General features: G+C 73.1%; 20 protein-coding genes. 8 read left to right on the top strand and 12 right to left on the bottom strand.

The features are described 5' to 3' along the window. The first annotated feature begins 318 nt into the window (after positions 1 to 318). Positions 319 to 516 (top strand): DUF397 domain-containing protein, encoded by a 198-nt coding sequence (locus tag ACSIH6_RS24920; RefSeq protein ID WP_435110736.1) that lies wholly within the window; start codon positions 319 to 321, stop codon positions 514 to 516. 43 nt (positions 517 to 559) lie between these two features. Here ACSIH6_RS24920 and fxsT read toward each other — a convergent pair whose 3' ends face one another. From fxsT to ACSIH6_RS24890, 6 genes are all read right to left on the bottom strand, one after another. Continuing rightward, positions 560 to 5,107 carry an FxSxx-COOH system tetratricopeptide repeat protein gene (fxsT, locus tag ACSIH6_RS24915; protein WP_435110735.1) on the bottom strand — a complete coding sequence of 1,516 codons (4,548 nt, stop codon included), beginning with the start codon at positions 5,105 to 5,107 and terminating at the stop codon, positions 560 to 562. After that, complete coding sequence (locus ACSIH6_RS24910) at positions 5,104 to 6,282, bottom strand: ATP-binding protein (RefSeq protein WP_435110734.1); 1,179 nt, start codon at positions 6,280 to 6,282, stop codon at positions 5,104 to 5,106. Before ACSIH6_RS24910 ends, fxsT begins: the two co-directional genes overlap by 4 nt. Beyond that, entirely contained in the window at positions 6,279 to 7,916 is a 1,638-nt protein-coding gene (locus ACSIH6_RS24905) for a hypothetical protein (protein WP_435110733.1), read from the bottom strand. Before ACSIH6_RS24905 ends, ACSIH6_RS24910 begins: the two co-directional genes overlap by 4 nt. Continuing rightward, positions 7,913 to 8,848 carry a trypsin-like peptidase domain-containing protein gene (locus ACSIH6_RS24900; RefSeq protein ID WP_435110732.1) on the bottom strand — a complete coding sequence of 312 codons (936 nt, stop codon included), beginning with the start codon at positions 8,846 to 8,848 and terminating at the stop codon, positions 7,913 to 7,915. Before ACSIH6_RS24900 ends, ACSIH6_RS24905 begins: the two co-directional genes overlap by 4 nt. A gap of 242 nt (positions 8,849 to 9,090) precedes the next feature. Continuing rightward, positions 9,091 to 9,531 (bottom strand): DoxX family protein, encoded by a 441-nt coding sequence (locus tag ACSIH6_RS24895; RefSeq protein WP_435110731.1) that lies wholly within the window; start codon positions 9,529 to 9,531, stop codon positions 9,091 to 9,093. A gap of 188 nt (positions 9,532 to 9,719) precedes the next feature. After that, complete coding sequence (locus ACSIH6_RS24890) at positions 9,720 to 10,226, bottom strand: MarR family winged helix-turn-helix transcriptional regulator (protein ID WP_435110730.1); 507 nt, start codon at positions 10,224 to 10,226, stop codon at positions 9,720 to 9,722. A gap of 430 nt (positions 10,227 to 10,656) precedes the next feature. Here ACSIH6_RS24890 and ybiA point away from each other — a divergent pair, with 430 nt between their 5' ends. After that, on the top strand, positions 10,657 to 11,226 hold the full coding sequence (gene ybiA, locus ACSIH6_RS24885) for a riboflavin biosynthesis intermediates N-glycosidase (protein ID WP_435110729.1): 570 nt from the start codon (positions 10,657 to 10,659) through the stop codon (positions 11,224 to 11,226). Positions 11,227 to 11,421: 195 nt separating this feature from the next. Here the strand turns inward: ybiA and ACSIH6_RS24880 are convergent, their stop codons facing one another. Beyond that, the gene (locus ACSIH6_RS24880) at positions 11,422 to 13,041 is read right to left on the bottom strand and encodes a serine/threonine-protein kinase (protein WP_435110728.1); all 1,620 of its coding nucleotides are present in this window, start codon (positions 13,039 to 13,041) and stop codon (positions 11,422 to 11,424) included. A 546-nt stretch (positions 13,042 to 13,587) separates the two neighbouring features. Here ACSIH6_RS24880 and ACSIH6_RS24875 point away from each other — a divergent pair. Next, the gene (locus tag ACSIH6_RS24875) at positions 13,588 to 13,830 is read left to right on the top strand and encodes a hypothetical protein (protein ID WP_435110727.1); all 243 of its coding nucleotides are present in this window, start codon (positions 13,588 to 13,590) and stop codon (positions 13,828 to 13,830) included. A gap of 45 nt (positions 13,831 to 13,875) precedes the next feature. On the opposite strand, the gene ACSIH6_RS24870 is transcribed toward ACSIH6_RS24875, so the two are convergent. Further along, a complete protein-coding gene (locus tag ACSIH6_RS24870; RefSeq protein WP_435110726.1) occupies positions 13,876 to 14,634 on the bottom strand; it encodes an SDR family NAD(P)-dependent oxidoreductase in 759 nt (252 codons plus the stop codon). Between the two features lie 128 nt (positions 14,635 to 14,762). Between ACSIH6_RS24870 and ACSIH6_RS24865 the strand changes: the two genes are divergently transcribed. Then, positions 14,763 to 15,716 carry a helix-turn-helix transcriptional regulator gene (locus ACSIH6_RS24865; protein WP_435110725.1) on the top strand — a complete coding sequence of 318 codons (954 nt, stop codon included), beginning with the start codon at positions 14,763 to 14,765 and terminating at the stop codon, positions 15,714 to 15,716. A 380-nt stretch (positions 15,717 to 16,096) separates the two neighbouring features. After that, positions 16,097 to 16,747 carry a TetR/AcrR family transcriptional regulator gene (locus tag ACSIH6_RS24860; protein ID WP_435110724.1) on the top strand — a complete coding sequence of 217 codons (651 nt, stop codon included), beginning with the start codon at positions 16,097 to 16,099 and terminating at the stop codon, positions 16,745 to 16,747. A gap of 96 nt (positions 16,748 to 16,843) precedes the next feature. On the opposite strand, the gene ACSIH6_RS24855 is transcribed toward ACSIH6_RS24860, so the two are convergent. Beyond that, the gene (locus ACSIH6_RS24855; protein WP_435110723.1) at positions 16,844 to 18,148 is read right to left on the bottom strand and encodes a L,D-transpeptidase; all 1,305 of its coding nucleotides are present in this window, start codon (positions 18,146 to 18,148) and stop codon (positions 16,844 to 16,846) included. A gap of 310 nt (positions 18,149 to 18,458) precedes the next feature. On the opposite strand from ACSIH6_RS24855, the gene ACSIH6_RS24850 reads away from it, so the two are divergent. Both ACSIH6_RS24850 and ACSIH6_RS24845 read left to right on the top strand, forming a co-directional pair. Continuing rightward, positions 18,459 to 18,782 (top strand): DMT family transporter, encoded by a 324-nt coding sequence (locus ACSIH6_RS24850; RefSeq protein WP_435110722.1) that lies wholly within the window; start codon positions 18,459 to 18,461, stop codon positions 18,780 to 18,782. Further along, positions 18,779 to 19,393: a TetR/AcrR family transcriptional regulator gene (locus ACSIH6_RS24845; RefSeq protein WP_435110765.1), complete on the top strand. Its 615-nt coding sequence runs from the start codon at positions 18,779 to 18,781 to the stop codon at positions 19,391 to 19,393. Before ACSIH6_RS24850 ends, ACSIH6_RS24845 begins: the two co-directional genes overlap by 4 nt. Here ACSIH6_RS24845 and ACSIH6_RS24840 read toward each other — a convergent pair. Beyond that, positions 19,332 to 20,153, bottom strand: coding sequence for a DUF6597 domain-containing transcriptional factor (locus tag ACSIH6_RS24840; protein ID WP_435110721.1), 822 nt, complete (start codon positions 20,151 to 20,153; stop codon positions 19,332 to 19,334). The two genes, ACSIH6_RS24845 and ACSIH6_RS24840, sit on opposite strands and share 62 nt — an antisense overlap. A gap of 120 nt (positions 20,154 to 20,273) precedes the next feature. Here ACSIH6_RS24840 and ACSIH6_RS24835 point away from each other — a divergent pair, with 120 nt between their 5' ends. Then, complete coding sequence (locus ACSIH6_RS24835) at positions 20,274 to 20,825, top strand: TIGR03086 family metal-binding protein (RefSeq protein ID WP_435110720.1); 552 nt, start codon at positions 20,274 to 20,276, stop codon at positions 20,823 to 20,825. Between the two features lie 210 nt (positions 20,826 to 21,035). Here ACSIH6_RS24835 and ACSIH6_RS24830 read toward each other — a convergent pair whose 3' ends face one another. Next, on the bottom strand, positions 21,036 to 23,039 hold the full coding sequence (locus ACSIH6_RS24830) for an ABC1 kinase family protein (protein WP_435110719.1): 2,004 nt from the start codon (positions 23,037 to 23,039) through the stop codon (positions 21,036 to 21,038). 286 nt (positions 23,040 to 23,325) lie between these two features. Beyond that, positions 23,326 to 24,963 (bottom strand): D-alanyl-D-alanine carboxypeptidase/D-alanyl-D-alanine endopeptidase, encoded by a 1,638-nt coding sequence (gene dacB / locus ACSIH6_RS24825; RefSeq protein WP_435110718.1) that lies wholly within the window; start codon positions 24,961 to 24,963, stop codon positions 23,326 to 23,328. Between the last annotated feature and the right edge of the window lie 276 nt (positions 24,964 to 25,239).

Raw genomic sequence — 25,239 nt, 5'->3', positions numbered from 1 at the left:
CTGGCGCCTCCCCCCGCCGGGCACCGCACGGGTCCGGTGCCTCCCCAACCGAAGCGGAACCGCTTCCCGGCGTATCATTCGCGTCTTTTTACGGACCATCCGGAGAACGGCCGCGCCCGGACAACATGAATACCACTCCAGTGGGCATGTACAAGTCGGCCCCTGTCACCAACCGAATACATAACTGAACCGGAGTCGGACCCGATCGCACTTTCAGAACTGCTCGGGAAACAGGAGCGACCAATGGTGGAACTGAGAGAATCGAGGCCGCCGCGTGCGTAGCGACAACCAGCGGGGACAGAGCGGACGGGAGTACCCGTGAGAGGACTGGGACACGAACCCGGTCGGTGGCGGACGTCGAGCTACAGCGGTGGCGGCAACGGCGACTGCGTCGAGGCCGTACTGGGCGCACCGCGGACGGTCGGCCTACGCGACTCCGCGCACCCCGCCCACGCGGAGCTCGTCCTGCCCGCGCACCAGTGGGTCGCGCTGCTCCGGCTCGCCGGGCACCGCTGAACGGCGCGGTCGGCCCGGGGAGCGCGCCCCGGACCGCGACCGGTCACATCTGGGCGAGGTAGATGTCGGCGTCCCCCCGCACGGTCCTGCGGAGGCTGAGCGTGGCGGGGTGGTCCGACCCCATCACCTCGCGGTAGCCGTCCTCCACGGCGACGAACTCGGCCTCGACGTCCTCGCCCTGGGCCCTACGGTCCACGAGCAGGTTGCGGCGTGCCAGCAGGGTCAACGGATGCGACGTTCCCAGGGCGCTCTCACAGCCGCGCAGCGCCTCCTCGTCCCGTTCCCGGGCACCGGCCGCGTCGCCCATGAGGAAGTGGTCGTTGGCCAGGTTCACCAGGCAGGCCAGGGTGCTGGGGTGGTGGGCACCGAGCCGGTCCAGGAACAGCTCCAGGGAGCGCTCGTCCAACTGGCGGGCCTCGGCCGCCCTGCCCAGGCGGCGCAGGATGATCGCCCGGTTGACGTCGGCCGCGCCCACGTAGGGGTGGCGTTCGCCCAGGAGCTTGACGTAGCGCTCCCCCGTGGTCTGGGCCAGCTCCAGCGCCTCGTCGTGCTGGTTGACCGCGCTCAGGGACATGGAGTGCACCAGAGCGGCGTACATGGTCTCGTTGTCGTCCACGCCGTGCTTGACCCGGAAGCGCTGCCAGGCGCGCTCCGACAGGGCGAGCGCCTCCCGGTGGTGGCCGACGCGCCGGCGCATGACGGCCAGCGTCCGCTGGTTGCGCAGGACGCGGTTGTCGTCCTCCCCGATCAGGCCGATGGCCCGCTCGACCTGGTGGGCCTGGATCTCCTCGGCCTCCCGGTAGCGACCCTTCTCCATCAGGGCCTCGGCGTAGCCGTTGTTGGTGCCGAGGGTGCGCGGGTGGTCCGGGCCGAAGACGGCCTCCAGCCGGGCCAGCGTGTCGCGGTACTGGTCGGCGGCCGCCTTCGGGTCGCCGCTGAGCAGGAGGTTGAAGGCGCGGAAGTGGGCGGTGACCAGGGTGTGCGGGTCGTCCTCGCCGAAGAGGCGCACCCGGCGGTGGTAGGCGTCGGCCGCCGCCGTCAGCGAGTCACGGAACCGGCCCAGGAAGCGCAGGGTGCGGATGTGCTCGATCTCCGCCTCCAGGGTCTCGGGGTCCTCGGGGTTCTGCGTCTCGCGCAGGGTGCCCAGGGTGGCCTCGCACAGCGCGAGCGCCTGCTCCAGGTACCCCTGCCCGCGCATCGCCGTGGAGATCTGGATCGCCATGCCCAGGGTGGAGGGGTGGTTCTCGCCCAGCTGCAGGCGCCACCACTCGTGGGCGGTCTCGCCCAGGCGGCGGGCGTCGTCGAACTCCTGGCGCAGCGACGCGACCCGGCACATCTGGACCACCAGGTTGCGCGCCCAGGGGTCGGTGCAGTTCCACAGTTCGGAGGCCCACACGTGCGGCAGCAGCTCGGTGTAGCGCTGGGAGGCGTCCACGGCCACCACCTGGAGGTCGTTGCGGCCCAGCAGCTGGTGGGCGCAGTGGCGCATCTCCTCGCGCTCCTCGTCGCTCATCGGCGCCTGGACGGCGCGCTGCACCAGCCGGTGCAGGGAGACGGTGTTGCGCTGGTGGTCGATGTGGGCGAGGCTGTTGCGCCCGATGTCGCGGATCGCCATGCCGAGCCTGGCCGGGTCCTCCAGGGCTCCGCGCAGCTCCGCGGGGCCCTCGATGCCCCGGGCGAAGTTGAACAGCGTCCGGGGGATGGGCGCCGTCGCCATGAAGGAGCAGAGCTGGAGCAGCTGGAGCGCCGCCGGGTTGGTGGTGGCCAGCCGGTCCAGGGACACGTTCCAGGCGGCGGCGACGGCCACCGGGTAGGCGCTGTCCACCGGGCGCAGGAGGTCGAGCATCTCCTGGCTCTTCTCCGCGAACTGGCGCAGGTACTCCTCGGTGGCCATCCCGCTCTCGTGCAACCACACGGCGGCCTGGTTGAGGGCCAGCGGCAGGTCGCCCAGCTCGTGCGCCAGCTGGTCGGCCTCCTCGTCGGACAGCGACGCGGGTCCGCGCCGTTTCAGCAACTCGATGCTCTCGGCCCGGTCGAACTCGCGGACGGAGAGGTAGGCGTCGCCACCCCGCACCGTCCAGCTGGAGTCCCGAGAAGTGATGATCACGTGGCCCTCGCCCCCGACAGGAAGATACTGATCCAGTTCGGACCGGGCCTGCGCGTTGTCGAAGACGAGGAGCCAGCGCGGGTAGCCCACGCCCTGGCGCAGCGCCTCCAGGACGTTCTCCAGGACGTGTCCGCTGCCCGCGCCCGCGCTGTCCAGCCTGAGCCTGGACGCGAGGACGGAGAAGCTCTCCCGCAGCTGGTTGCTGTGGGCCGCGGGGATCCAGCAGATGAGGTCGTAGTCGGACGCGTACCGGTACAGGTACTCCTTGGCGAGCTCGGTCTTGCCGACCCCCGACATCCCGTTCAGGGCGGTGATGACCTGGCGCCTTCCCTTGAGGAGCTGTCCCCGCAGCGCGGAGAGGAGCTCCTCGCGCCCGGTGAAGGCGCTGTTGCGGCGCGGAACCTGGACCCAGACCGCGTTGAGCGGTCGGCCACTCGTGGACGATCGGGACGTACGACCGCTGGACTGGTCGCCAGATTCTTGCATCATATCCTCATTTGACAGTTTTGTGGCCATATGAGTTTCTTTCCCCGACCGTTCATAAAAGGGTGTTCTGTTCCGCGCCTTCCAGCCGTTGTTCCCGCCCACACGCGCAGATCCGGAAACCTTCGGTAATACTAGACCAGTGGGCGACGGCGTACCCGCCTTCTGCGTTTCCTGTGCACCGCGGGTCGCACCCGTCCCGGAGATGTCGGCGTATTCCCTGATCGGTTCGGCGTAACGCCGGGTGAGGGCCGCGCTCTCCACCGCGGGGAGCATGGAATTGGCCCAGTGGTGGGACACCCGCGTCCTTTTCGGGAGATCGTCGTGCCTGCCCCGCAGCATGAGGCGCAGGGCGTCGAACCAGGGGTCCACCCACCGCAGGCGCTCCGCCGCCAGGCCCAGCACCCGGCGGATGTCGGAGACCCGGCCGCCCAGTGACAGCAGGGCCCGCCGGACCCCCGGGCGAAAGTCCCACCCGACCGGCCCGTCCTCCTCACCCCAGCCGCCGCCCCCGCGCACCAGCCCGCTGAAGAAGACCTCCGTCAGCTCCGAGGGCGTGGCGCGGCCGAGCACGTCCTCGCAGACCGCCTCCACCAGGCGCGGGTCCAGCGGCACGGCGGCCAGGGCCACCGCCAGGTCGAACGCCTCGGGGCTGGCCAGCTGCCGGAAGCGCCGCGCCTCCCGTTCGGCGTCGAACTCGGTTTCCCACGCGTCCGGCGCCTCGGCGGAACCGGGGTCCTCCCCCGCGGGGAACCGCGCGGTGTGCGCCCACAGGCGCCCGCGGCCCCGCCCCATCGCGAAGACCGACCAGTCCCGGATCGTTCGGGGGTCCAGCGGCAGCACGGGCACGAGCGCCCCCTGCGCGCGCCCCTCCTCCTCCGGGTCGGTGAGCGTGCGCTCCCGCGCGTACCGGGTGTTCGCGGCGCAGGGACCGGCGGCCCGGGGCGCGCCCAGCTCCATGGGGGCGGTGGCGATGGCGCCGCGCCGCCACAGGCGGGGCTGGAGCAGGTGGAGGATCGCGACCGCGCCGCGGCCCGCGGCCGCGGCGACCCAGTCCTGGAATTCGCGGTCGCGCCAGGCGCCGCCGAGCCCGTCGGTGAGGAACAGGACCACGTGCGCGCGGCCCCCGCCGAGGCGGCCGGGGCGTCCGTGCCCGTCGCACAGCCTGGGGCTGCCGGTGCGCCCGGAGTCGAAGTACAGGGAGGCGACCTCGCGGAAGATCCCGCCGGAGCGCGCGAGCCGGACGAACTCGGCGGCCAGGCCGCGCTGGAAGGCCATGGTGACGCCGTCGTCGACGAGGAGGGTGAGGTCCACCGCCCGCTCCCGGCGCGCGCACGGCTGCGGCACCACCGGGACGCCGACGCCCTCGCGCTCGTCCTCGGACCAGTGGAGGCTGTCCAGGAGAGCGCGCGCGTAGTTGCGCGCGGTGCCCTCCGGGTCGATGCCGTCCGGCCGTCCCCGGGGCTCGGTGAGGTGGAAGGGCGCCAGCGCCGCGACCAGTTCCTGGCGCCGGTGCAGGACCGGCTGGACGAACCCGTGGGGCTCCGTCGGCGGCCTGTCGTCCTCCGGGTCCCGGCGCTCCCGCGGGGGTGTCCGCTCCCGGCCGGGTGGCGGGCCCGGGGACCGCTCACGAGGGTTGTGCCCGGTGGCGGAACCGCTCCCAGCGACCGCTGCCCCGCTGGCGGGGAGCCCCGGGGACCGGGCGGTCCCGGCGTCCGTGCCGGGCGGCGGGCAGGGCTGCGCGGTCCCCGGCGCGTCCGTGCGGGGCTTGGCCCCCCGCGGGGGCGTGCCGGAGGCGGAGGCCTCCCCGGGCGGCGGCCCGCCGGCCGGCGGCGCCGGGAAGACCGGCCGTTCGCGGCGTGCGGCCTCGGCGCGCGCCTGGAGGACCGCCAGGTGGAGCGCGTCCGCCCACTCCGTGGCGGTGAGGCCCCCCGGGGAACCGCCCGACCGGTCGCCGGAGCCCCGGGGGCGGTCGTCCCCCGGCTGGTGCGCGGGGCTCATCCCGGGGTTTCCGTGAGGCGGTGCCAGAGCAGGTCGGAGAGGTGGCGGACCTGTTCGGGCCCGGGCTCGCCCTGCCCCATGGCGCCGACCAGGTGCACGGCGTTGAGCAGCTGGTCCACGGCGAGTCCGTGGCCGTCGGCGCTCCTGCGCAGGAACTCGGTGACCAGGGTCCGCGTACCGGTGGGCGGATCGCCGTCGAAGTGCCCGGCCACGGCGGCCACCAGCTCGTCCTCGTCCGGCAGCCCCATCCGGACCGGGATGCAGCGGCGCAGGAAGGCGGGCGGCAGGTCCCGGTCGTCGTTGCAGGTCACCACCGTGACGGGGAAGGCCGAGCACAGGACCTCGCCGCGTTCGACCACCGCCGTGCGGCCGGGGTCGTCGGTGGCCACCCGGATCGCCCCGGCCACGTTGGCGAGTCTGCCCAGCTCGGGGACGGTGTAGCCGCCGTTCTCGAACAGGTCGAGCAGGTCGCCGGGCAGGTCGAAGTCGCCCAGGTCGAAGTCGTCGACCAGGAGCACCCGGGGCAGCCGGGTGGGCAGGAAGGCGGTGCCCAGGGGCCCCAGGGTGAGGTAGCGGCCGATCGACTCGGCACTGCTGCGCAGGTGGGCGTCGGTCTCGGTGCCGTCGGCGCTCGCGTAGCGGCGGTCCCGGGCGCCCCGGGCCCGGTTGCGGGCGTTCTCCAGGTTGAGGTCGTGGATCTGGGTGAGGGGGTCATAGGCGTACAGGCCGTCGCGCACGGTGCTGCGGCTGGTGACGGCCCAGCGCAGGACGCGACCCAGGCCCAGCTCACGGGAGATCTGGTGGGCGAGGCTGGACTTGCCGATCCCGGGCGGGCCCACCAGCAGCAGCGGTCGGCGCAGGCAGATGGCCGCGTTGACCTTGTCCAGCAGCTGGCGGCGGTGCGGCCCCAGGGGGATGGGAAAGCTCCAGGGCCGGACGGGACCCAGGTGGCGCTCGCTCTCGGCGGCGGGCTCCGCGGCCCGCGGCCCCGGGTCGTAGAGCGGGGGGTCCGCGCCGCTTCCGGCGGGGTCCGGCCCGCCGCCGTAGGCGCGCCACCGGGGAGGCGGGGGGAGCTGGGCGGCGAGGTCCAGGTGCGGGCGGGGCTGGCCTGTGCCGTGGAAGACCCACCACTCCGGCGCGGGGCTGGTCGATCCGGGTTCGGCTGGTGTGGTCATGGCAGGCCCTTCGAGCCGCGCCCAAGGGGGGCTGTCGGATGCTGTGGGGGGGTCATCGGTCTGGGGGCGGGCAGAACCGGAAGGGTGTCGTGGTAGAAGACGGCGACCTCGAAGCTTTCTTCGATGTACCCGGTATCGTCCGGGGAAACGCATCCGGAACGCGATTGGTGGAGCGCCTTGGGAAGCGCCCGTATTCTTTCGGGTGGCACCATCACCTCCCGCCCCACCTTTCCCAGATTGAGCCACGGACTTGCCCCCGGGCCATTATCGGCGGAACGCCAAACCACGACCGGAACTCCGATCATGAGCGCCGACCAGACCGACATGTGGCATTCGTCCAGATGGGAGGGAACCGAGAGGGCGACGATCCTGTCGTCCTGGAGCCGTTCGGCCAGGGGCTCGCGGTAGGTCCGCCCGCCCCTGCGCCTCCTCTTCCCGGCCTCGTGCGCGGTGTCCAGGTGCAGCACCTCGCACGCGCTCGCGAGCCCCTCCCACCGGCGGGCGCACGTCCGGCGGGCCTGCGCGGTGTCGCCGCGCGCGGGGTCCACCAGTTCCTCCGCCCGGTAGACCACCTGGGCCCGGGAGCCGAGCCTGCGGTCGCCCTCCCCGGCCTCCTGCCAGCGCTCGGCCTCCAGGCGGCGGAGCAGGTCCAGCCGTCCGACCAGCTCGACCCGCACGCCCTCGTGGTAGCCCGTGCGGTGGTCCACCTCCAGCAGGGTGAGCAGGCCCCCGACGTGGGCGCCGATGCGTTCGGCCTCCATGTGCGGGGTGTGGCCGTGGCCGCAGAAATCCGGGGCCCTGTCCCGCCTCTCGCTGAGCACCGTCCAGTACTCGACGTCGTAGCGGTCTCTGCTCTCGCCCTGGGTGACGTGCACGACGAGCCGGGCGGGCGCGCGCGGCCCCGGCGGGGCGGCCGTGCCCTCTCGCCGCCCGCCGCCCCAGAGCAGGAGCAGGTCGGCGCAGTCGCGCAGCGGGACGGTGCAGGGCAGCAGGGCGCAGAACACCCGCAGCGGGAGTTCGACGCCCTCGGGCACGGTCATCTCGGCCAGGTCCACGAGCCGGTCCCAGGCCGTGTGCGGCGGTGCCTCGGCCGGGGCGAGCCGGTCGGTCCGAGCGGCCTCGAAGGCCTCCGCCACCAGTTCCGGGGAGTGCTCCCCCAGTTCCCGGCGGACGAGGCCGACGTCGGCGTCGGTGGTCCCCTCGGGCAGGAGGCGGCACAGCTGCTCCCACTCCTCGGCGTGGACCAGCGGCTCCGCGGCCCGGGCCGCCGCCAGCGAGCTGCGGCCGTGCTCCTCCAGGTAGAGGATCCAGCGCACGAGGCAGCCCAGGCGCACCTGCTCCCGGCAGAGGCGGACCAGGTGGCGGGCGAACTCGACCGCCGAGCCCTCCAGGCGCAGGTTGCGGCGGACCCGGTTCGGCAGCTGGTAGGCCAGCTGCTCGCGCGCGTCCGGGAGGAGGACGCACCTGAGCGCGCACAGGGCGTCGACCAGTCCCTCCACCCCGCCGTCGGCCGGGACCGGCCGCCCGGCGCCCTCCGGGAGGAGCCGCCCGCCGGGAGGGAGCCGCCCGCCGTCCGGTGGCGGCCGTCCCCCGATCGGGGCCGGGTCCCCCGCCGTGGTCGTCGTCTCGCTCACCCGGGCGGGCTCCCCAGGAGCGGGGCCGCGGCCTCGCGGACCCGGAGCATCCCCGCTCCCCCGTCCTCCCTCGCGTCGAGGAGGGCGAGCACCTCGTCGAGGAGTCCGTACTCACCGTGGGCGAGGGAGACCAGCTGCGTGGCGAAGGAGAGCAGGTCCTGGTCGGCGCGGAGCCTGCGGCGCAGCCGGGGGTCGAGCGCGACGTACAGGTCCAGGCGCAGGTCGGGCAGGAGCAGCGTGCGCAGGTCGGTCATCGCCCTGGCGGTACGCGTGAGCGCCTCCCGCCCGCCGTTCACCGCCGCGTCCGCGGCGGTCCGCTCGGTCGGCCACACCCGGGGGATCGCCTCCATCGGAATCATCCAGCCCGCCCTACCGCTGCCGGTCGCCTCGCAGAGCAGGCCGAGGAGGGCGTTCTCCCTCTCCTCTCGGACACCGCTGCCGCTGAAACCCGGCAGGACGGTGAACCCCGCGCGGGAGTCGACGTCGATCTGGACGTAGCCGAAGCGGCTGCCCCCGGTTCCGGTGGTCCGCCCGGTCACCCAGAGGCCGTTCTCGGCGCGGGGGAAGCCGAGGACGCGGACCCGGTCGCCGACGCGGTACCTCCCGGGGGCGGCGGGAGGGGCCGGGGCGGGCCGGTCCAGGCGCAGCACCGCCGCGTCCCAGGGCGCGGAGTCCTCCCACCACCAGCCGTCCGCGGCGACCGTGGCGGCGGCCTCCCAGCCCGGGAGGCCGCGCGGGGCGTCCAGGCGTACGGCGCTGCCGGGTCCGGCGGGGGCGCCGGACCCGGCTACGGCCTCGCGGACGACGTGCGCGCAGGTGATCGCGTATCCGGGGGCGACCAGTACCGCGGCTCCGTGCAGGGCCGTGCCACCGCGGTCGGTGACGCGCAACTGCCAGTCGGGGGCGAGTGGACGGGGGGCCAGGTGGGACACGGTGCTCCCGTTCGGCGGGCGGGGCGCACGGGACGGGCCCGGGCGCGCGGTCCCGCTCAGTGTTTCGGGTGCACCGAATTCTACCTGCCGTTCATGAAAATCCGTTGTCGTGAAGGAGAGCGAAAGGGCTGGGTGTTTTTTGTGAGGGGAAAGTGCATTTCGATAAACAAGTTAAGAAGAAAAGGGGGGTGCGCGGTACCCGAGCCGTCCGCCTCCGGCGACGGGCGGCCCGGACACACTGGTCAGGAGGCCGGTACCGGTTCAGGGGTCCGGCGGCGGGGGCGTCCCCACGGCATGAGGCGGTCCACGGAGAGGCGGCCGCCCGCGAACCCGAGGGCCAGGGCGACGGCGCCGAGGACCAGCACGAACTCGAAGCCGCCGACCAGCGGGTCGCCGACGTGGGCGAAGAAGTAGGCACCGGCCATCATGAAGGCCAGGAGGAGCCCGGCCAGCGGCAGGGCGAACCCGATGATGAGGGCCAGCCCGGCGCCCACCTCGATGCTCGCGCCCAGGAGCGCGGCGAACTGCGGGAAGGGGATCCCCATGGACGCGAAGCCCTGGGCGGTGCCGTCGAGGTCGGACATCTTCGGCCAACCGTGCGCGATGAAGACGACGCCGACCACGACTCTGGCGAGCAGCGCGGTGACGTCCCCCAGACGGGACACGAGCGGATTCTCGGTCATAGCGGTTCCTGTCTCTGTGAGCGGGTAACCCAGGAGGAGGTCGTGGCCTCGCACCGTTGCTTGAGACTACAACCTTTTCCTGGGAAAGCAGATGATAGTACGCATCCACCCGGACACATAGAGTGCCAATGAGGGATATTTCTCCCCCTCGGCGTCCGCCCTGGTGAGAGCGGACAACAGAACGCGACTCAGTCCTGGCGCACCGTACCGGTCGGCCCCGTGTACCGCGGCTCCTCACCCTCGGGGTCGAGCACGTCGAGCATGGACTCAGCGATCCCCCGCAGCTGCTTGACCTGGTCGTCGGTGAGCGCGTCGAAGAGCACGCGCCGGACCTCGTGCACGTGACCCGGAGCCGCCCGGCGCAGCACCGCCATACCCTCCGGGGTGAGTTCGGCCAGGGTGGTGCGCCGGTCGCCCGGGCGCTTGGACCTGCGGACCAGGTCGTCCTCCTCCAGGCGGGCGACCGCGTGGGAGAGGCGGCTGGGCGAGGAGCGCAGCCGCCTGGCCAGGTCGGTCATCGTCATCACGCGCTCGGGCGCCTCGGACAGCTTCACGAGGATCTGGTAGTAGGCGTGGGACATGCCGGAGTCCTGCCTGAGCTGCCGGTCCAGCGCCCCCTCCAGCAGGTGGGTGGCGGCCAGGAAGGCCCGCCACGTCTGCTGCTCGCCCTCGTCGAGCCACCGCGTCTCGGCCATCGGGCCCGTGCCCCCAGGAGTAACTTGAGAGTTCAACTGTGATCTGGTCAAATATCCCATCTCCCGGCCACCGGAGGACCGCCACGGCGCGGCGGCCGACGCGCGTGCCGACCCCGCGCCTCGGCCACGGGGCGCCATCGCTGGCGGACGGCACCGAGTGGACCCGCCAGCCGGCCGACCGAGCCGGTGGCGTCACCCGCCCGAGCACGGTCCTCGTGCTGTCGGCGCGCTGGGAGAACGCTCCGCCCACCGTCGGCGCCACGACGGACGGGGTCCCTCTGACCTACGGCTTCCGGGGTTCCCCGCAACGCTACTACGGAGTCACATACGCCGCCCCGGGTACGACCGCACCCGCCCAAGGCCCCAGCGGCGGCCATCGCACACCCGCGCGGCGCCGCGTGTGTCGGTACCGCCTGGAACACTTCCCCCCATGACGGACACACGTGATCCCGCGGACGCGCGCACTGTCGAGGAGCTGGTGGCCTCGGAGGGCGGGGCCGGGTACCTGTGCTTCTGGGGCCACCAGCCGCCCGCCTCCGGAGGCGTGTCGGCGAGCTGCCTGTCGCAGTGGTGGCCCGCCGACTTCACGGTGGAGGGGGTCGGCTACCGCACCGCGGAGCACTACATGATGGCCGCCAAGGCCCGCCTGTTCGACGACGCCGAGGCGGAGGAGCGGATCCTCGCGGCGGGCCACCCCCGGGACGCCAAGGTGATCGGCCGCCAGGTGCGCGGCTTCGACGAGCGCGCGTGGGAGGCGGCCCGCTTCGGGATCGTGGTCGAGGGCGGCCTCGCCAAGTTCGGCCAGAACCCGGAGCTGCGCGAGTTCCTGCTCGGCACCGGCCGACGGGTGCTGGTGGAGGCCAGCCCCCGCGACCGGGTGTGGGGCATCGGACTGGGCGCCAGGAACGACGACGCGCGGGTCCCCGAGCGCTGGCGCGGCCTCAACCTGCTGGGGTTCGCCCTGATGGAGACCCGCGCCCGCCTCGCGGCGGCCCCGTAACTCCAGGTCCGGTCTCCGCCGGACCAGCGTCCGGACCGGGCGGGGACGGGGCGTCGGCCAGAGGCGCTACTGGTGTGACGCAAGGGCTCTGACCTGCGATGATCTTGTACTTATAGCGCGGTTGGGCGCTCGAACCTCGCTATGAGTACAAGAAGCGTCACGGCGGAGGGAGCACGAACCTCCGTGGTCACGGCGCTAGCAGACCGGGACCTGGGGGTCGTCGCGCGTGCGCGCCCCCGGGAGCCAGCCGGTGGTGGCGCCGGCGGTCACCCGGTACATGGTGCTGGTGCTCGTCCCGCTCTCGTCCGTGACGGTGACGCCGTTCGGGACCAGGCACGACGTCTGGAGGACGTCGCCGTGCCACACCTGGCCCGCCCGGTTCCCGGGGTCGGCGTAGGGGGCGTGGGGGTCGTGGACCAGTCTCAGGCCGCACTCCGGCGCGCGCGAGGTCTGGCAGGGGCCCTCGGCGTTGAACACGGTCAGCGGCACCGTCGGCGGCGGCGCGGGGGCCTCCGGCTCGGGCTCCTCCTCCGGTTCCTCCGTCTCCTCGGGCTCCTCGCTGGGCTCCTCCGACGGTTCCTGGCCGGGTTCCTCGGACGGCTCCTCCGAGGGCTCCTCGGTGGGCTCCTCGCGGGAGACCGGCCCTGGGACGCGCTCCTCCTCCGAGGGCTCCCGCGCGACCGTCTCCGTCTGCTCCTCCTCGCCCGAGAACCACGCGGCCATGGGCAGGTTCTCCCAGTCACCGCCCAGGGCCACCCCGCCCGCGACGAGCCCCGCCAGCAGTACCAGGGCGCCGAGGGCGGCCCCGGTGAGGGCCAGGACCCGCCTCCCGCCCCGGCCCTCACCGGTCGCGGGGATCTCGTACTCGCGCTCGGCCCCCGTCCGCACACCGTGCCAGTCGCGGTCCAACACCCCGGCGGTGGCCGCGGCCGCGGTCCCCACGTCGCGGATCGGCGCGATGGCCCGGCCTGGGGAGGCCGTCTGGACCACGCCGTGCACCAGTTCCAGCGCGGTGGGGCGGTCCGCCGCGTGCTTGCTCAGCGCGCGCAGCGCCAGGTCGGCCAGGGGACCGGAGAAGCCGTCGGTGTCGGGCGGTGAGTCGAGCACCCGGTGGGCCACCGCGGCCGCGTTCCCCGTACCGAAGGGCGGGCGTCCTGTGGCCGCGTACACCACCAGCGCACCCCAGGCGAACACGTCGTCGGAGGTGGAGACCGGTTCACCGCGGTAGTGCTCCGGGCTGATCCACCCGGGCGAGCCGCTGAGCATCCCGGTACGGGTGATGGCCGTCTGGTCGATCGCCCGCGCCACGCCGAAGTCCAGGACGCGCGGGCCCTCCGGCGAGAGAACGATGTTGGAGGGCTTGAGGTCGCGGTGCGCGATCCCCGCCTCGTGGATCTGTGTCAGCGCCTCGGCCACCCCCACCGCCAGGCCGCGCAGCAGCTCCTCGCCCAGCGGGCCGTGCCTGCGCAGGTAGTCGCTCAGGGTCATGCCGCGCACGAGCGGTGTCGCCAGCCAGGGCCGTGCCGCCTCGGTGTCGGCGTCGAGCAGCGGCACGGCGCAGGCGCCGCCCACGCGGCCCAGCAGGTCCACCTCGCGCGCGAAGCGGGCCCGGAAGTCGGCGGCCGACGCGTACTCGGGGTGGATCAGCTTGACGGCCACGAGCCCGCCGCCCTCGTCCCGCGCCGCGTACACGAGTCCCATCCCGCCCGCGCCCAGCCGTTTGAGCAACCGGTAGCGCCCGATCCGGACCGGGTCGTCCGGGGCCAGGTCGGCGACGGTCGTGGGCAGGAGCACGGTGAGGGAGCCTGTGGACACGGAGGGGAACCTCGCTCATTCGGGGCGGGGTGGTGTGAAGGGGAGGGCACACGGAGCAAAGGTGCCCTACGAGGGTAGTGGAGTCCCGCACGTCGCGACCTCCCCAAGCACCGAGGGGCGGCCCATGCCTCCCCCTCCGTAGGGCCCGCGGGCCGCCACCGAGTCCGCACACGGACCGAATCAGGCGTATCGCGTGCGGTGTGTCGCTATCCGCCCATTTTTCCGAATCGCATCCCGCGATCACCGTCGGATCACCCGGATTTCATCCGCCGTATCTGTGGTTACGGCTCCGGCGCGCCCACGACAGGAGTAGAGTCCAGACCGCGGACAGCATGGTGCTTCCGGCACCCGCACCCGTTCCCCGGAGCACTCCGGGTCTCGGCGTTCCCGCCGCCACCCGTCAGACGCTCGCGCGGCCCGACCACGTACGCCCGCCGCACGCTCCGGGAGACCGGTTCCCCCACGCGCACCCGCCGGTGCCGCGCGCGGTCCGGGAACGCACCGTCCTTCTTCCATCCAGGACGAACCACACTCCAGGGACTTCCCATGGCCTATTACCGCATCCAGTTGCGCGACGGCTCCAACCACACGCTCCAGGCGGTGCGCATGCGCACCGACGCGCGCAGCCTCTACCTGGAGGAGCGCACCGCCGGGGCGTGGACCGAGGTGTTCTCGAACCCGATCACGGAGGTGGAGCGCGTCCAGCGCCGCTTCACCGAGAACGACGGCACGTGGACCTGGCTGAGCGAGCACCTGCCCGCTCCCGTCGGCGGCGTCCGGGCCTGGTGAGGCCCGGCCGGGCGGAGGCGATCCGCCCGGCCCCCGGTGCCACCGCTACCAGGGCAGGACCCCGTAGCTCTCCGGGCCCTCGGCCGAGGCCAGGTGGCCCCAGAGCACCCCACTGGGCCCGTCCCCGGGCAGGGTGGCCAGGTGCAGGCTCACCCGCGCGCCCTGCTCCGCAGTGCGCGTGCCCGTGTTGCCGTTGAGGTCGGTCCCGCAGAACCCGGGGTTGGCGGCGTTCACCTTGGCTCCCAGGGGCGCGAGGGCCTTGGCGTACAGCGCCGTCACCATGTTCACCGCCGCCTTCGAGGCGGGGTAGCCCGCGTTTCCCTCCATCGCGAAGAACGGGCTGTCCGGGTCGGTCATCGTCCCGATCGAGCCGATCTCGCTGGACACGTTGACCACCCGCGCGGCCTCCGAGCGGCGCAGCAGGCCCAGGAACGCGTCGGTGACCGTCACCGTGCCCACCACGTTCACCTCCAGCGTCCGCCGGAGCGCGGCGGGGTCGGTCTCGCCGATCCCGCCCCGGCCCAGGGCCACACCCGCGTTGTTGACCAGCACGTCCAACCGTCCGAACTCCTCCTCCACCCGCGCGGCGGCGGCCCGGACACTCCCGGCGTCGGTGACGTCCAGCGCCAGCGCGCGGACGTCCACGCCCTCCTCGCGCAGGGCCTCCTCCGCCTCGGCGCCGCGTAGCGCGTCCCGGAACCCGGCCAGCACCGTCATTCCCTCCAGTCCCAGCAGTCGCGCGGTCTGGAATCCGATTCCCTTGTTCGCCCCCGTCACGAGGGCGATCCTGCGTGTCTTCGTCATGGGTCCCACCGTGGAGGAGCCCGCGAACGCGTGGAAGGAACAGCCGAGGCTGGTATCAGCGGTACCACTGTCAGGAAGGCTTTCCTGGGGCACTCTGGAGGGGAGACCACAACGAGGAGGCGCGTGCGATGGTGGACCGTGGGGAACTCGCGGCGTTCCTGCGCGACCGGCGCGGCAGGATCGGCCCCGGCGACGTCGGACTGCCCGACACCGGGCGCCGCCGCACCCCGGGCCTGCGCCGCCAGGAGGTGGCCCAGCTCGCCGGGATGTCGGTGGAGTACTACGTACGGCTGGAGCAGGCGCGCGGCCCCAATCCCTCACGGCAGGTGCTGTCGGCGCTGTCGCGCGCCCTGATGCTGAACGCGGACGAGCGCGCCTACCTCTTCCACACGGCCGGGGCCGAGCCCCCCGTCACCCGAGGCCCCAGCCGCGAGGTCTCCACAGCGGTGCGGTACCTGCTCGACGGCCTGACCACCACCCCCGCCTACGTGCTGGACGCCAAGTACGAGGTGCTCGCGTGGAACCGGATGGCCACCCACTTCATCGGGGACATGGCGGCGCTGCCCGAGGGGCGGCGCAACATCATCGAGTGGATGTTCTCCCAACCGGAGGACGACCCGCACTGGGACGAGCCGAACAACGTCTGCTTCACCCAGCACTCGGTGGCGGACCTGCGCGCCGCCTACGCACGCTACCCGGGCGACCCGGACATCACCCGACTGGTCACCACCCTGCTGGGCACCTCGCCGAGGTTCGCCCGGATGTGGGAGTCGCGCGAGGTGCGCAGGCGGCGCGGGTTCCGCAAGAGGGTGGACCACCCGCTGGTGGGACGCCTGGAGTTCGAGTGCCAACTGCTCCACGTGCCCGACACCGACCAGCGGGTCATGGCGTACTGCCCCGAGCCCGGATCGGCCACGGAGCGGTCGATGGCGCGCCTGGCCGCCGAGTTCCCGACGCCCGCGCTCGACCGGGTCCCCCCGTTGTCCACGCCGTTCGGCACGGCGCCCTGCGGCCCGGGCGGGCCGGTCGAGACCCCGCCGCCCGCCGTGGGGTACGAGGTCCGCCCGGTCCGGCGTCCGTGACGGAGGCGGCGCGGCGGATCAGCGTGCCTTGACGTCCTCCTCGGGGTGAACCCGAGGATCCCCACCATCTCGCGGTCGGGGGCGCGGTACACCTCTCGGTGTCCGCTGGTTCCTGTTCCACTCCCAGGTGCCCCACTCCACGGGGCGGTGGTCCTACCCAGCCTCCGCAGGCGTTTCGACTCTCCACTGCGACGCGGGCGTGAAGGCCTGAAGTCACGAGCCCCTGACCCTGTGACGTACGTCTCTCCAGCGGGAGCTCAACTTACTTAACATTCATTAAGCAAGAGGGGCGGGGAAAGCTGGATACCGTGGACGACGGGCCCCCGACCCCCGCATGGGCCCGGAGTACCCGACGGGGTGCAGGAAGTGGAGAGACCAGGATGAGCGAGACGACCCCGGCGCCGGACACCCGCGCCTCCTCCGGCGCCGAGGCGCCAGCGCCGCGGAGGCGGGTGAACCGGCGCGAGCAGATCCTGCGCACGGCAGCCGACGTGTTCGCCTCGCAGGGCTTCCACAACACCTCGCTGGCCGACATCGCGGCGACGCTCAGCATCACCCCGGCGGGGGTCCTGCACCACTTCGGCTCCAAGACCGACCTGCTCACCGCGGTCCTGGAGCTGCGCGACGACACCGACCCGGCTCCGGAGGGCAGCCGGATGCTGGACCACCTGGTGGCGACCGCCGGGCGCAACGCGGAGCGGCCGGGGACCACGCAGCTGTACGCGGTGCTGTCGGCGGAGAGCGCCACCGACGAGCACCCGGCGCAGGAGTGGTTCCGGGACCGCTACACGGTGCTGCGCCGGGAGATCGGGGACGCCGTGCTGGACCGGCTGGGACCGGGGCACCGGGAGGCCGCGGACACGCCGGGGCCGGACGGGCACACCCCGGCGGAGGCCGCGGCGTCGGCGGTCATCGCCGTGATGGACGGGCTCCAGGTGCAGTGGCTCCTCGACCCGGGGGCCGTGGACATGGCCTCCGTCACCGAGTTGGTGATCGACTCCGTGGTGGCCCGGTTGTCCCGGCAGGACTGACATCCACAGGGGCATCCGGGGCGGTCCCGCGTCCGGCGGGGCGCGGCGCCCGGGGACGGGCGGGACGGCCGCGCCCCTCCGGCGTTCTCCGTGCGTTTACTGCTCGCCGTGGACGGAGCCGGGGGTGCCCGAGCCGTCGGTCACCTGCGGCTCGCCGGTCGCGCTCTCGGCCAGCCACTCGTCCCAGGACTTCTGCCAAAAGCCCCAGCCGTTGTCCCACTCGAACTCGCGGTCGGTGCCGGTGGTGTCCAGGATGTCGCCCATGAGGGTGTTCTCGAAGAACCACCGGGCGTCGTCCATGCGCAGGTTGGTGCAGCCGTTGGAGGTGTTGGCGCTGCCGATGCTGCCGTTGTAGGAGGCCTCGTGCACGAACTCGCCGCTGTTGGAGGTGCGGACGGCGTACTGGACGTCCACGTTGTAGGCGCCGGGGGAGTCCTCGGGGATGCCCACGGTGGAGGAGTCCATGGTGATGTGCTCGTAGCGCTCCATGAGCACGTGGGTGCCGCTGCTCGTGGTGTCGAAGCGGCGGTTGGCCTTGCCGTTGCTCACCTCGATGGTGCGCTCGTGCTCGCCGTCGACGGTGATCACCATCTCGTGGTCGGGCACGTGCATGGTCGCGATCAGTTCGCGGCCGATCTCGAAGTCGATGCGGTGGTTGCTCACCCCGTAGACGCCCTCGGAGGCCTCCACGCCCGCGAGGTGGAGGTCGACGCTGACGGCCTGGTAGGGCTCCCAGTACTCCTCGGGGCGGAAGACCGCGGTCGAGTCGTTGGTCCAGTTCCAGGCGCCCTGGATCTCCTGCTCGGAGACGACCTCCATGGAGTTCTCGACCTGCGCCTTGTTGGTCACCGGCAGGTCGAAGTTGATGACGATCGGCATGCCCACACCGACGGTCTCACCGGAGACGGGGTAGTTGGACGCCAGTTCCAGGCGCTGCCCGGCGACCGCCTCCAGGGTGGTGAACTCCTGGACGACCTCGGTCTCCTCACCGGCGTCGTTCTCGGCGGTCGCGGTGACCACGATCTCCGCGCCGGGGCGCAGGTTCCAGTCGCTGACCCACTCGGTCGCGTCACCGTTGAGGGTGCCGGTCATCGCGTAGAGGTCGGGGTCCTCCGCCTCGCCCCCGCCCTCCGCCGCCGCCTCGGTGGTGACGATCTGCTCCACCTGGACGTCCGTGATGACACCGCTCTCGGCGGTGACCCGGACGGGGGAGTTGGGCGCGATCTCCTCGGCACCGCTCTCGGGGGTGATCACCAGTTCCGCGGGGTCGGCCCCGGCCGCCTCGGTGCCGCCGCTCTGGGTCTCGGCCTCACCTGACGTGCAGGCCGTGGCGGCCAGCGCCAGCGCCGCCAGTCCGATACCGAAACGACGTGCCACCGCCGGAGGTGTCTTGCCCGTCACGTCTGGTTACCTCCATGTCATGCCTGAAACGCCATCCACGCAAGTAGGACGCGCACCCACCGAAAAGGTTCTGAAATCTCATGCATCGGTATAGAGCGGTTATCTGGGACGTGGGGCGCGGGGGAAGCCGGAACCGAAGACGATACACCCCGGGGGTACACCTCGATTCCCTACGGGTATGAGGTTACGGCCATCCATAACCGGCCTTGGACACCGGGGCGGCCCTCCCCCTAGAATCTTGTCCGAACGCTCAGGTTTCTTCTCCGGAGGAACCTGGTCAAACGCCCAGTTCTCTGTCGGGGGGAACGCCGTGCCGTGGCTCTGGCTGGCCGGAGCGATCATCGCCGAGGTGATCGCCACCACCTCACTCAAGCTCTCCGAGGGCTTCAGCCGCCCGCTGCCCTCGGTCGTCGTCGTGGTCGGGTACGTCGCAGCCTTCCTCATGCTCAGCCAGTCCCTCACCCGGGGCATGAACCTCGGCGTGGCCTACGGCGTGTGGGCGGCCGTGGGCATCGCGCTGGTCGCGGTGATCGGCACCCTGCTCTTCGGCGAGTCGCTCACCTGGGTCCAGGTCGGCGGGATCGCGCTGATCATCGCGGGGGTCATGGCCCTGGAGCTGGGCGGGCGGCACTGAACGGCCGAGACACGGCGCCCGTCGGCGAGGACGTCGCCGACGGACGCAGACGCAAGGGCGAGCGGCGCCGCCGACAGCTCCTGGACGCCACCATGCGCGTCATCGAACGCGACGGCGTGGCGGCGGTCAGCCAGCGGCGCGTGGCCGCCGAGGCCGGGGTGCCGCCCAGCACCGTCACCTACTACCACTCGACCGTCGACGACCTGCTCGTGGACACCCTCACCCGGGTCAACGACACCTACGTGGCCGCCCTGGCCGCCGTGCCCGACGACGCGGACGCGGCCCTGCGCGCCCTCGCCGGGATGATCGCGGTGGGCTCGGGCCCCGAACGGGCCCACGTGATGGCCGAGTGCGAACTGTTCCTGCTCGCCGCGCGCCGTCCTGCCCTGCGCCCGCAGATCGAACGCTGGAACCGGGCCGTGGACGACTTCCTGGCGCCCCATCTCCCCCACCCGGAGGCCCGGGCGGGCGTGGGCGCCGCCATCGACGGCCTCTTCGTCCGGGCCTGCGCCGACCCGGACCTGACGGCCGAGGACGTGTACCGCACGCTCAGCCGCCTGGTGTCGCGCGTGCCGCGTAGCGCGCGGGAGGGGTCCCCAGAACGGCGGTGAACTCCCTGGTCAGGTGGGACTGGTCGCTGAAGCCGAGTTCGGCGGCCAGGCTCCCCCAGTCGGGCACCGCGCCCCTCCGGGCCCGCTCGGCGGCCTCGTGGAGCCGGTACCTGCGGATGACCGTCTTGGGACCGAGGCCGACGTGGTCGGCGAAGCGGCGCTGGAGCAGCCGCACGCCCATCCCCTCGCGCAGGGCGAGCCCGGACACGTTGACCACCGAGGGGTCGGCGGCCACCCGCTCCACGACGTCGCGGGCGTCCTCCGCCGGGTGGCGGTCCGCGGGGAGCAGCGCGGCCAGGGCGCGATCGACCCCGGCCATGAGGGCGAGGGGATCGGGCGGCGCCGCGCCGTCGAGGGCCCCGTCCGTGCCGAGGGCGCCGAACACCTCCGACGCGGGGAGGCTGGCGTCCACGATCGTGTTCATGGGCCCGCCGAGGAACGGGCGGAAGCCCGCGGGCCGGAACATCACCCCGAGCGCCCAGCCCCGGCCCTCCAGGCGGCGTTCGGTCACCTCGGTGGTGGGGCCGTGCACCGTCGCGGTCCCACCGGTGAACACCAGGTTCACGACGGGGTGGGCCAGGACCCGCTGGGTGTGGGACTCGCGGCCGGTCAGGTTCCACGAGGCCAGCCAGTAGCGGTCCACGAAGCGGGCCACCCGCTCCGAGGGCGCGTGCCGGTCCAGGCGGAACCGGGTCAGCCCGGCGGCCGGGTCGAGGATGCCGCGCGCGTCCCCCTCCACCCCCACGGAGTACGGTCTCACGGCACCAGGGTAGCCCTCCGCTCCCGAACACACGTGCGGTTCGTCGCGTTTGTTCAAGACGGGACGCGGTCGCGGGGGGCAGGATGGCGGACACCGAGAGACCCGAGGGGAACACCGATCATGAGCGACATCTCCGAACGCTACGCCCGCCTGTCCGAGGACTTCGCCGGGACGGTGGCGGCCGTCCCCGCCGACCGCTGGTCGTCGGCGTCCCCCTGCGAGGGGTGGGACGCCCGCGGCGTGGTCCGCCACGTGGTGGACACCCAGGGCATGTTCCTCGGACTGGTCGGCCGCGAACTGGGCGACATCCCCTCCGTGGACGAGGACCCCCGCGCCGCCTGGGACGCCGCCCGCGCGGTGGTCCAGGGCGACCTGGACGACCCCGGGCGCGCGGACACCGGGTTCGACGGGTTCTTCGGTCGCACCACCTTCGCCGAGGCGGTGGACCGGTTCCTCAGCTTCGACCTCGTGGTGCACCGCTGGGACCTGGCCCGGGCCACCGGCCGGGACGAGCGCCTGGACCCCGGCGACGTCCGGTGGGCACACGAGGCCACCGCCGCCTTCGGGGAGCACCTGCGCGGCAGCGGGGTCTGCGGGCCCGAGCTCACCCCGCCCGAGGGCGCCGACGCCCAGACCCGGTTCCTGGCCTTCGTCGGCCGCCGCGCCTGGTAGCGGCCCCACGCCTCCCCGCCCCGGGAAGCCGGTGCGAACCCCTGGGGCGGCGGCACGGCCGGGCCGCCTCGGACGCCTTTCCGGGGCGCATGCCCGAACCGGGTGACCGCGGACTCCGAGGTGTCCGCGAAGCCCTCAGGGACCAGCGCTCCACCGAGCTCCCCGTGTACCGTTCCCTCCTCTTGGGGGACCAGCGCGCCACTCCCCCTCCTATCCCCTCCCCCGGACACCGTCGCGGGAGACGCCCACCAGCAGCCGCAGGACCAGCAGCCCGGCCACCGCCAGCAGCAGCCAGGCGACGGCGTTGAGCGCCTGCGCCCGCGCGGACATCTGCGCCCAGTCCACCTGGGGGCCGTCGGTGACGTTGAACAGGCCCACCGACATCAGCCCGGTGGCCACCGCCAGCACGGTGAGGACGGCGCGGTGCGCGATCGTCTGGACCAGGTCGCGGTCCTCCGGGTGCGCGAACGGCCGCACCCGGACGGTGAACCGGCCCTTGTGCAGCTGGTCGGTGATCCGGTCCAGCCTGCGCGGCAGGCGGCGCAGCGTGGGCAGCATCGCCGCCAGCTCGCCCATCGCGAGGTCGTGCAGGCTGCCTCCGCTCAGCTGCTCCGACGCGCGCGCCTCGGCGAACCTCCGGGCCTCGGTGACCGTGTCGAACCCCGGCGACAGGTGCACCAGCGTGCCCTCCAGGGTGGCCAGCGCACGGAAGACCGCGGCCAGCTCGCCCGGCAGCGACAGACCGAACCGGGTGACGATGAGCAGCAGCTCGGTGAACATCCGCACGCTGACGGTCATCCCCCGGTGCAGGTAGCGCGCCATGAACTGGCCCAGGGCGCGCCGCAGCCGCTCCTCGTCCACATCCGAGGAATCAGTGACCACGTCCAGCAGCGTGTCGGTGAGCAGCACCGCGTCCGACCGGTCCAGGGCCAGCAGCATCATCTGGAGCGACTCTCGGGTCCGCCCGTCCAGGCGTCCCACCGAGCCGTAGTCGAGCAGCCCCACCCCGCCGTCGTCGAGCAGCAGGATGTTGCCCGGATGGGGGTCGGCGTGGAAGACCCCGTGGAGCATCACCTGTTCGAGCAGGCAGGCCAACAGGGTCGAGGCGAGCCCGTGCCCGTCGGCCCCGGACAGGTCCGCGCTGCCGATGGGCACGCCGCGCAGACGCTCCATGACCAGCACGCGTCTGGAGGTGTAGGACTCGTACACCCTGGGGACACGCACCGGGGACCCGTGCGCGGCCTCGGAGACGGCGGCGATGTTGGCCGCCTCCACCTCGAAGTCCAGCTCCTCCCGGAGCGCCTCGGCGAACCCGTCGGCCAGGTCGACCACGCCGATCGCCGGACCCCACCGGGTGGTGGCCTCGAAGCGCAGCGCCAGTCGGCGGATGATGTCGAGGTCGCGGTGCACGACCGGGCCGATACCGGGCCTTTGCACCTTGACCACCGCCTCCTCCCCGCCGCGCAGCCGCGCGGTGTGCGCCTGGGCGATGGAGGCGGCCGCGAGGGGCTCTTCGGAGAAGTCCTCGAACACCTCGTCCAGCGGACGGCCCAGCTCGCTCTCCACGGTCGCGCGGATCCGGTCCGCGGGCACCGGGGCCGCCTCGCTGTGCAGCCTCCCCAGCTCCGTCACGAACGCCGGGGGCAGCAGGTCGCGCCGGGTGGCCAGCACCTGGCCGAGCTTGACGAAGACCACCCCCGCCTCCTCCATGGAGCGGGCCAGGGAACGGGCCAGGCGGCGTTGGCCGGAGGCGTCCCCGCCGTCCTCCCTGCGGCCGGTGACGTAGCCCCACAGCCCGTGTCTGGCCAGGATCCACGTGATCTGGCGGTAGCGGCGCATGCGCCCCGACCAGTCCAGGACCGCGCGTGCCATCTGGACCGGGCGCAGCCGGGTACCCCGGGGGAGGGCGAGTTCCAGGGCGACGAAGACCAGCATGGCGGCGGCCGCCGAGAGCAGCAGCACGGCCTGGCCGAACCCCGCGGGCGGCCCCGACTCCCCCGGAACGACCTCCGCGATCCGCCGGAGGGAGCCGTAGTACAGCAGCGCCGTGGCGACGCCGCCCAGCACCATGCCGAGAGAGCCCGCGAGCACCAGCCGCGGTGCGCTGAAGGGGACGCCCATCATCCGGCTGGCCAGCACGCCCAGGCCGATCAACAGGCCGACGAACACGAGCAGGGACAGGACCTGGCCGATCCCCTCGCTGATGTAGGACACGATCGGAACGCTCTCTTTCCGGGGGCTCCGCGCGGGCGGAGGAGGCGATCAGGGGTGCGACGCGGATCGTGTGGCGGGAGGAGGCGGCGTCGTCCTCTCCAAAGATGCCACCTTCGGAGCCGGAGCGGCGAGGCCCGTCCACACCTGTGGAAAACCCGGAGGGCCACGGGGAGGCTCCCCGTGGCCCTCCGGACCGGTTCACTGCGCCTCACGCGCGGACGCCCCTGAGCGCGAGCGGCGCGCGGACCGGGCGGCGGACCCGCCGCCCGGTCCGTCCGTCAGCGGATCAGCAGGTCAGCTCCCAGGAGCACTCCAGCTCACCGCTGGGCTGGGTCGGCGCGCTCTGCGACCGGACGCTCACCGGCGCCTGGTGGCCCAGGTACTCGGCCAGCCGGACGGCGATCGCGTCCTGCACCGGCGTGGGTGCCGGGCCGCCGTAGCCGTTGTTGACGACGCTGAACACCAGCCCGTCGCCGCCGTCCTGTCCGGCCACGTACCCGGACAGAGCGCTGATGCCCGTCATGGTGCCGGTCTTGGCGGAGACGGCGCCCGCGGCGGCGGTGCCGCCCATGCGGAACCTCAGGGTTCCTCCGGTGAACGGGTCGCTCTCGCCCGCCACCGGCAGCGAGTCCGCCCAGATCCCGTGCCAGGACGCGTCGCGCGTGCTCACGAGCAGGTCCACGACCGTGTCGGAGGTGACCAGGTTGCCACGGGACAGGCCCGAGCCGTCGTTGAGGACGAGGTCGGAGGTGTCCACCCCCAGCCCGGACAGGGACTGCTCGACACCGGCGAGCCCGGCGTCCCAGCTGCCCTCACCCGCGACCTCCCGGCCGATGCTCTTGACGAGCATCTCGGCGTGGCCGTTGTTGCTGAACTTCATGAAGGGGACCATGATCTCCGCCAGCTCGGGAGACTCGTGGTCGGCCACCAGCCGGGCGCCGTGGCGTCCTCGCTCGGGCGCCTCGCCGGACTCCACGCCGCCCTCGACGGTGACGCCGTGCCGCTCCAGCGCCTGCGCGAAGAGGTGCCCGGCCAGGCCCGCGGGCTCGTCCACCGTGCGCAGGGCGGTCACGGGGGCGGCGTCCGCCGGGATCGTGCCGGTCACCGTGATGGTGTTGGTCCCCACGGGGCGGTCGACGACCACGCTGCTGGTGCCGCCCGGGGGGCCGGTCACGGCCTGGTTGTCGAGTTCGGCGTAGCCCTCGGCGGCGCCCAGGTCCACGGCGGCGGGCGCGCCCGCCGCGCCGGGGGTGACCACGACCTCGGTCACGCCGGTGTCGTGGCGCTCCCCGTGGGCGACGGTGAGGGCCGAGATCTGCGCGGAGTAGGCGTAGGGCTCGTCCTCGGGCCACCAGTCGTCCACGAGGCGCTCGGAGTCGAACCAGGTGTCGTCGGCGAGGACGTCGCCCCGCACGGTCCTGACCCCGGAGGCGGCCACGTCGGCGGCCAGCGCGTCCAGGTCCCGCTCGGACAGGGTGGGGTCGCCGCCGCCCACCAGGTACAGGTCCTCCACGGAGCGCCGGTGCCCGCGGCCCTCGGCCACGACCTCGGTGGAGAAGGTGTGGTCGGCGCCCAGGACGTCCAGGGCGGCCGCCGCGGTGAACAGCTTCATGTTGGACGCGGGCACCAGCTGCTCCCCGCTGTCGCGCGAGTACAGCACCGCGCCGGTGTCGGGGTCGGTGACGGTCACCCCGGACACCCCTCCCTCCAGGGACGGGTCCGCCAGGAGGGCGTCGATGTCCGCGCGCAGGTCGGTCAGGCGTTCTTCGGCGGCCGCCGTGTCGGCGTGTGCCGGGAGCGCGCCCAGCGGCGCCGCGACGAGCACGGGGACGGCCGCGAGGGCCGCGGTCCAGGTGGCGCGTCGCCGGGCAGGGGCACGGCGCCTCCCGACCGGGGGTTCACTGGGGGCGGTGGGGGTTCTCAACGGTGTGTCTCCTAGCGGTCACGGACACCAAGGGGCACCGCACCCTAACCCGCTGCGGATGCCCGGCACCAGCACCCCGGACGCGAGTCGAACACGTGGGTGACGCGTGGGGACTCCTGGACGCAGGTGACGGATGTGCACCCGAATCCGGTACCGGAGGAATTCCTTCGCGCACGGCGCGCGGGGGCCGGCGCGGAAGCGCGTTCTCCGCGTCCCCTCCCCCTGTGGACGCCAGCTCCCGGGGGCTTCTCCGGGGACTCCTCCACCCCCGCGCCC

Origin of the sequence: Nocardiopsis synnemataformans, from assembly GCF_965343085.1 — a bacterium.
Taxonomy (GTDB): Bacteria; Actinomycetota; Actinomycetes; order Streptosporangiales; family Streptosporangiaceae; genus Nocardiopsis; species Nocardiopsis alborubida.
This window is presented reverse-complemented; position numbering and strand designations above follow the sequence as displayed.

Coding starts and splice junctions, on each gene's coding strand:
- ACSIH6_RS24860 (WP_435110724.1), top strand. CDS start 16,097: ATGAGCGAGACGACCCCGGCGCCGGACACCCGCGCCTCCTCCGGCGCC.
- ACSIH6_RS24910 (WP_435110734.1), bottom strand. CDS start 6,282: ATGACCACACCAGCCGAACCCGGATCGACCAGCCCCGCGCCGGAGTGG.
- ACSIH6_RS24865 (WP_435110725.1), top strand. CDS start 14,763: ATGGTGGACCGTGGGGAACTCGCGGCGTTCCTGCGCGACCGGCGCGGC.
- fxsT (WP_435110735.1), bottom strand. CDS start 5,107: ATGAGCCCCGCGCACCAGCCGGGGGACGACCGCCCCCGGGGCTCCGGC.
- ACSIH6_RS24875 (WP_435110727.1), top strand. CDS start 13,588: ATGGCCTATTACCGCATCCAGTTGCGCGACGGCTCCAACCACACGCTC.
- ACSIH6_RS24895 (WP_435110731.1), bottom strand. CDS start 9,531: ATGACCGAGAATCCGCTCGTGTCCCGTCTGGGGGACGTCACCGCGCTG.
- ACSIH6_RS24835 (WP_435110720.1), top strand. CDS start 20,274: ATGAGCGACATCTCCGAACGCTACGCCCGCCTGTCCGAGGACTTCGCC.
- ybiA (WP_435110729.1), top strand. CDS start 10,657: ATGACGGACACACGTGATCCCGCGGACGCGCGCACTGTCGAGGAGCTG.
- ACSIH6_RS24870 (WP_435110726.1), bottom strand. CDS start 14,634: ATGACGAAGACACGCAGGATCGCCCTCGTGACGGGGGCGAACAAGGGA.
- ACSIH6_RS24890 (WP_435110730.1), bottom strand. CDS start 10,226: ATGGCCGAGACGCGGTGGCTCGACGAGGGCGAGCAGCAGACGTGGCGG.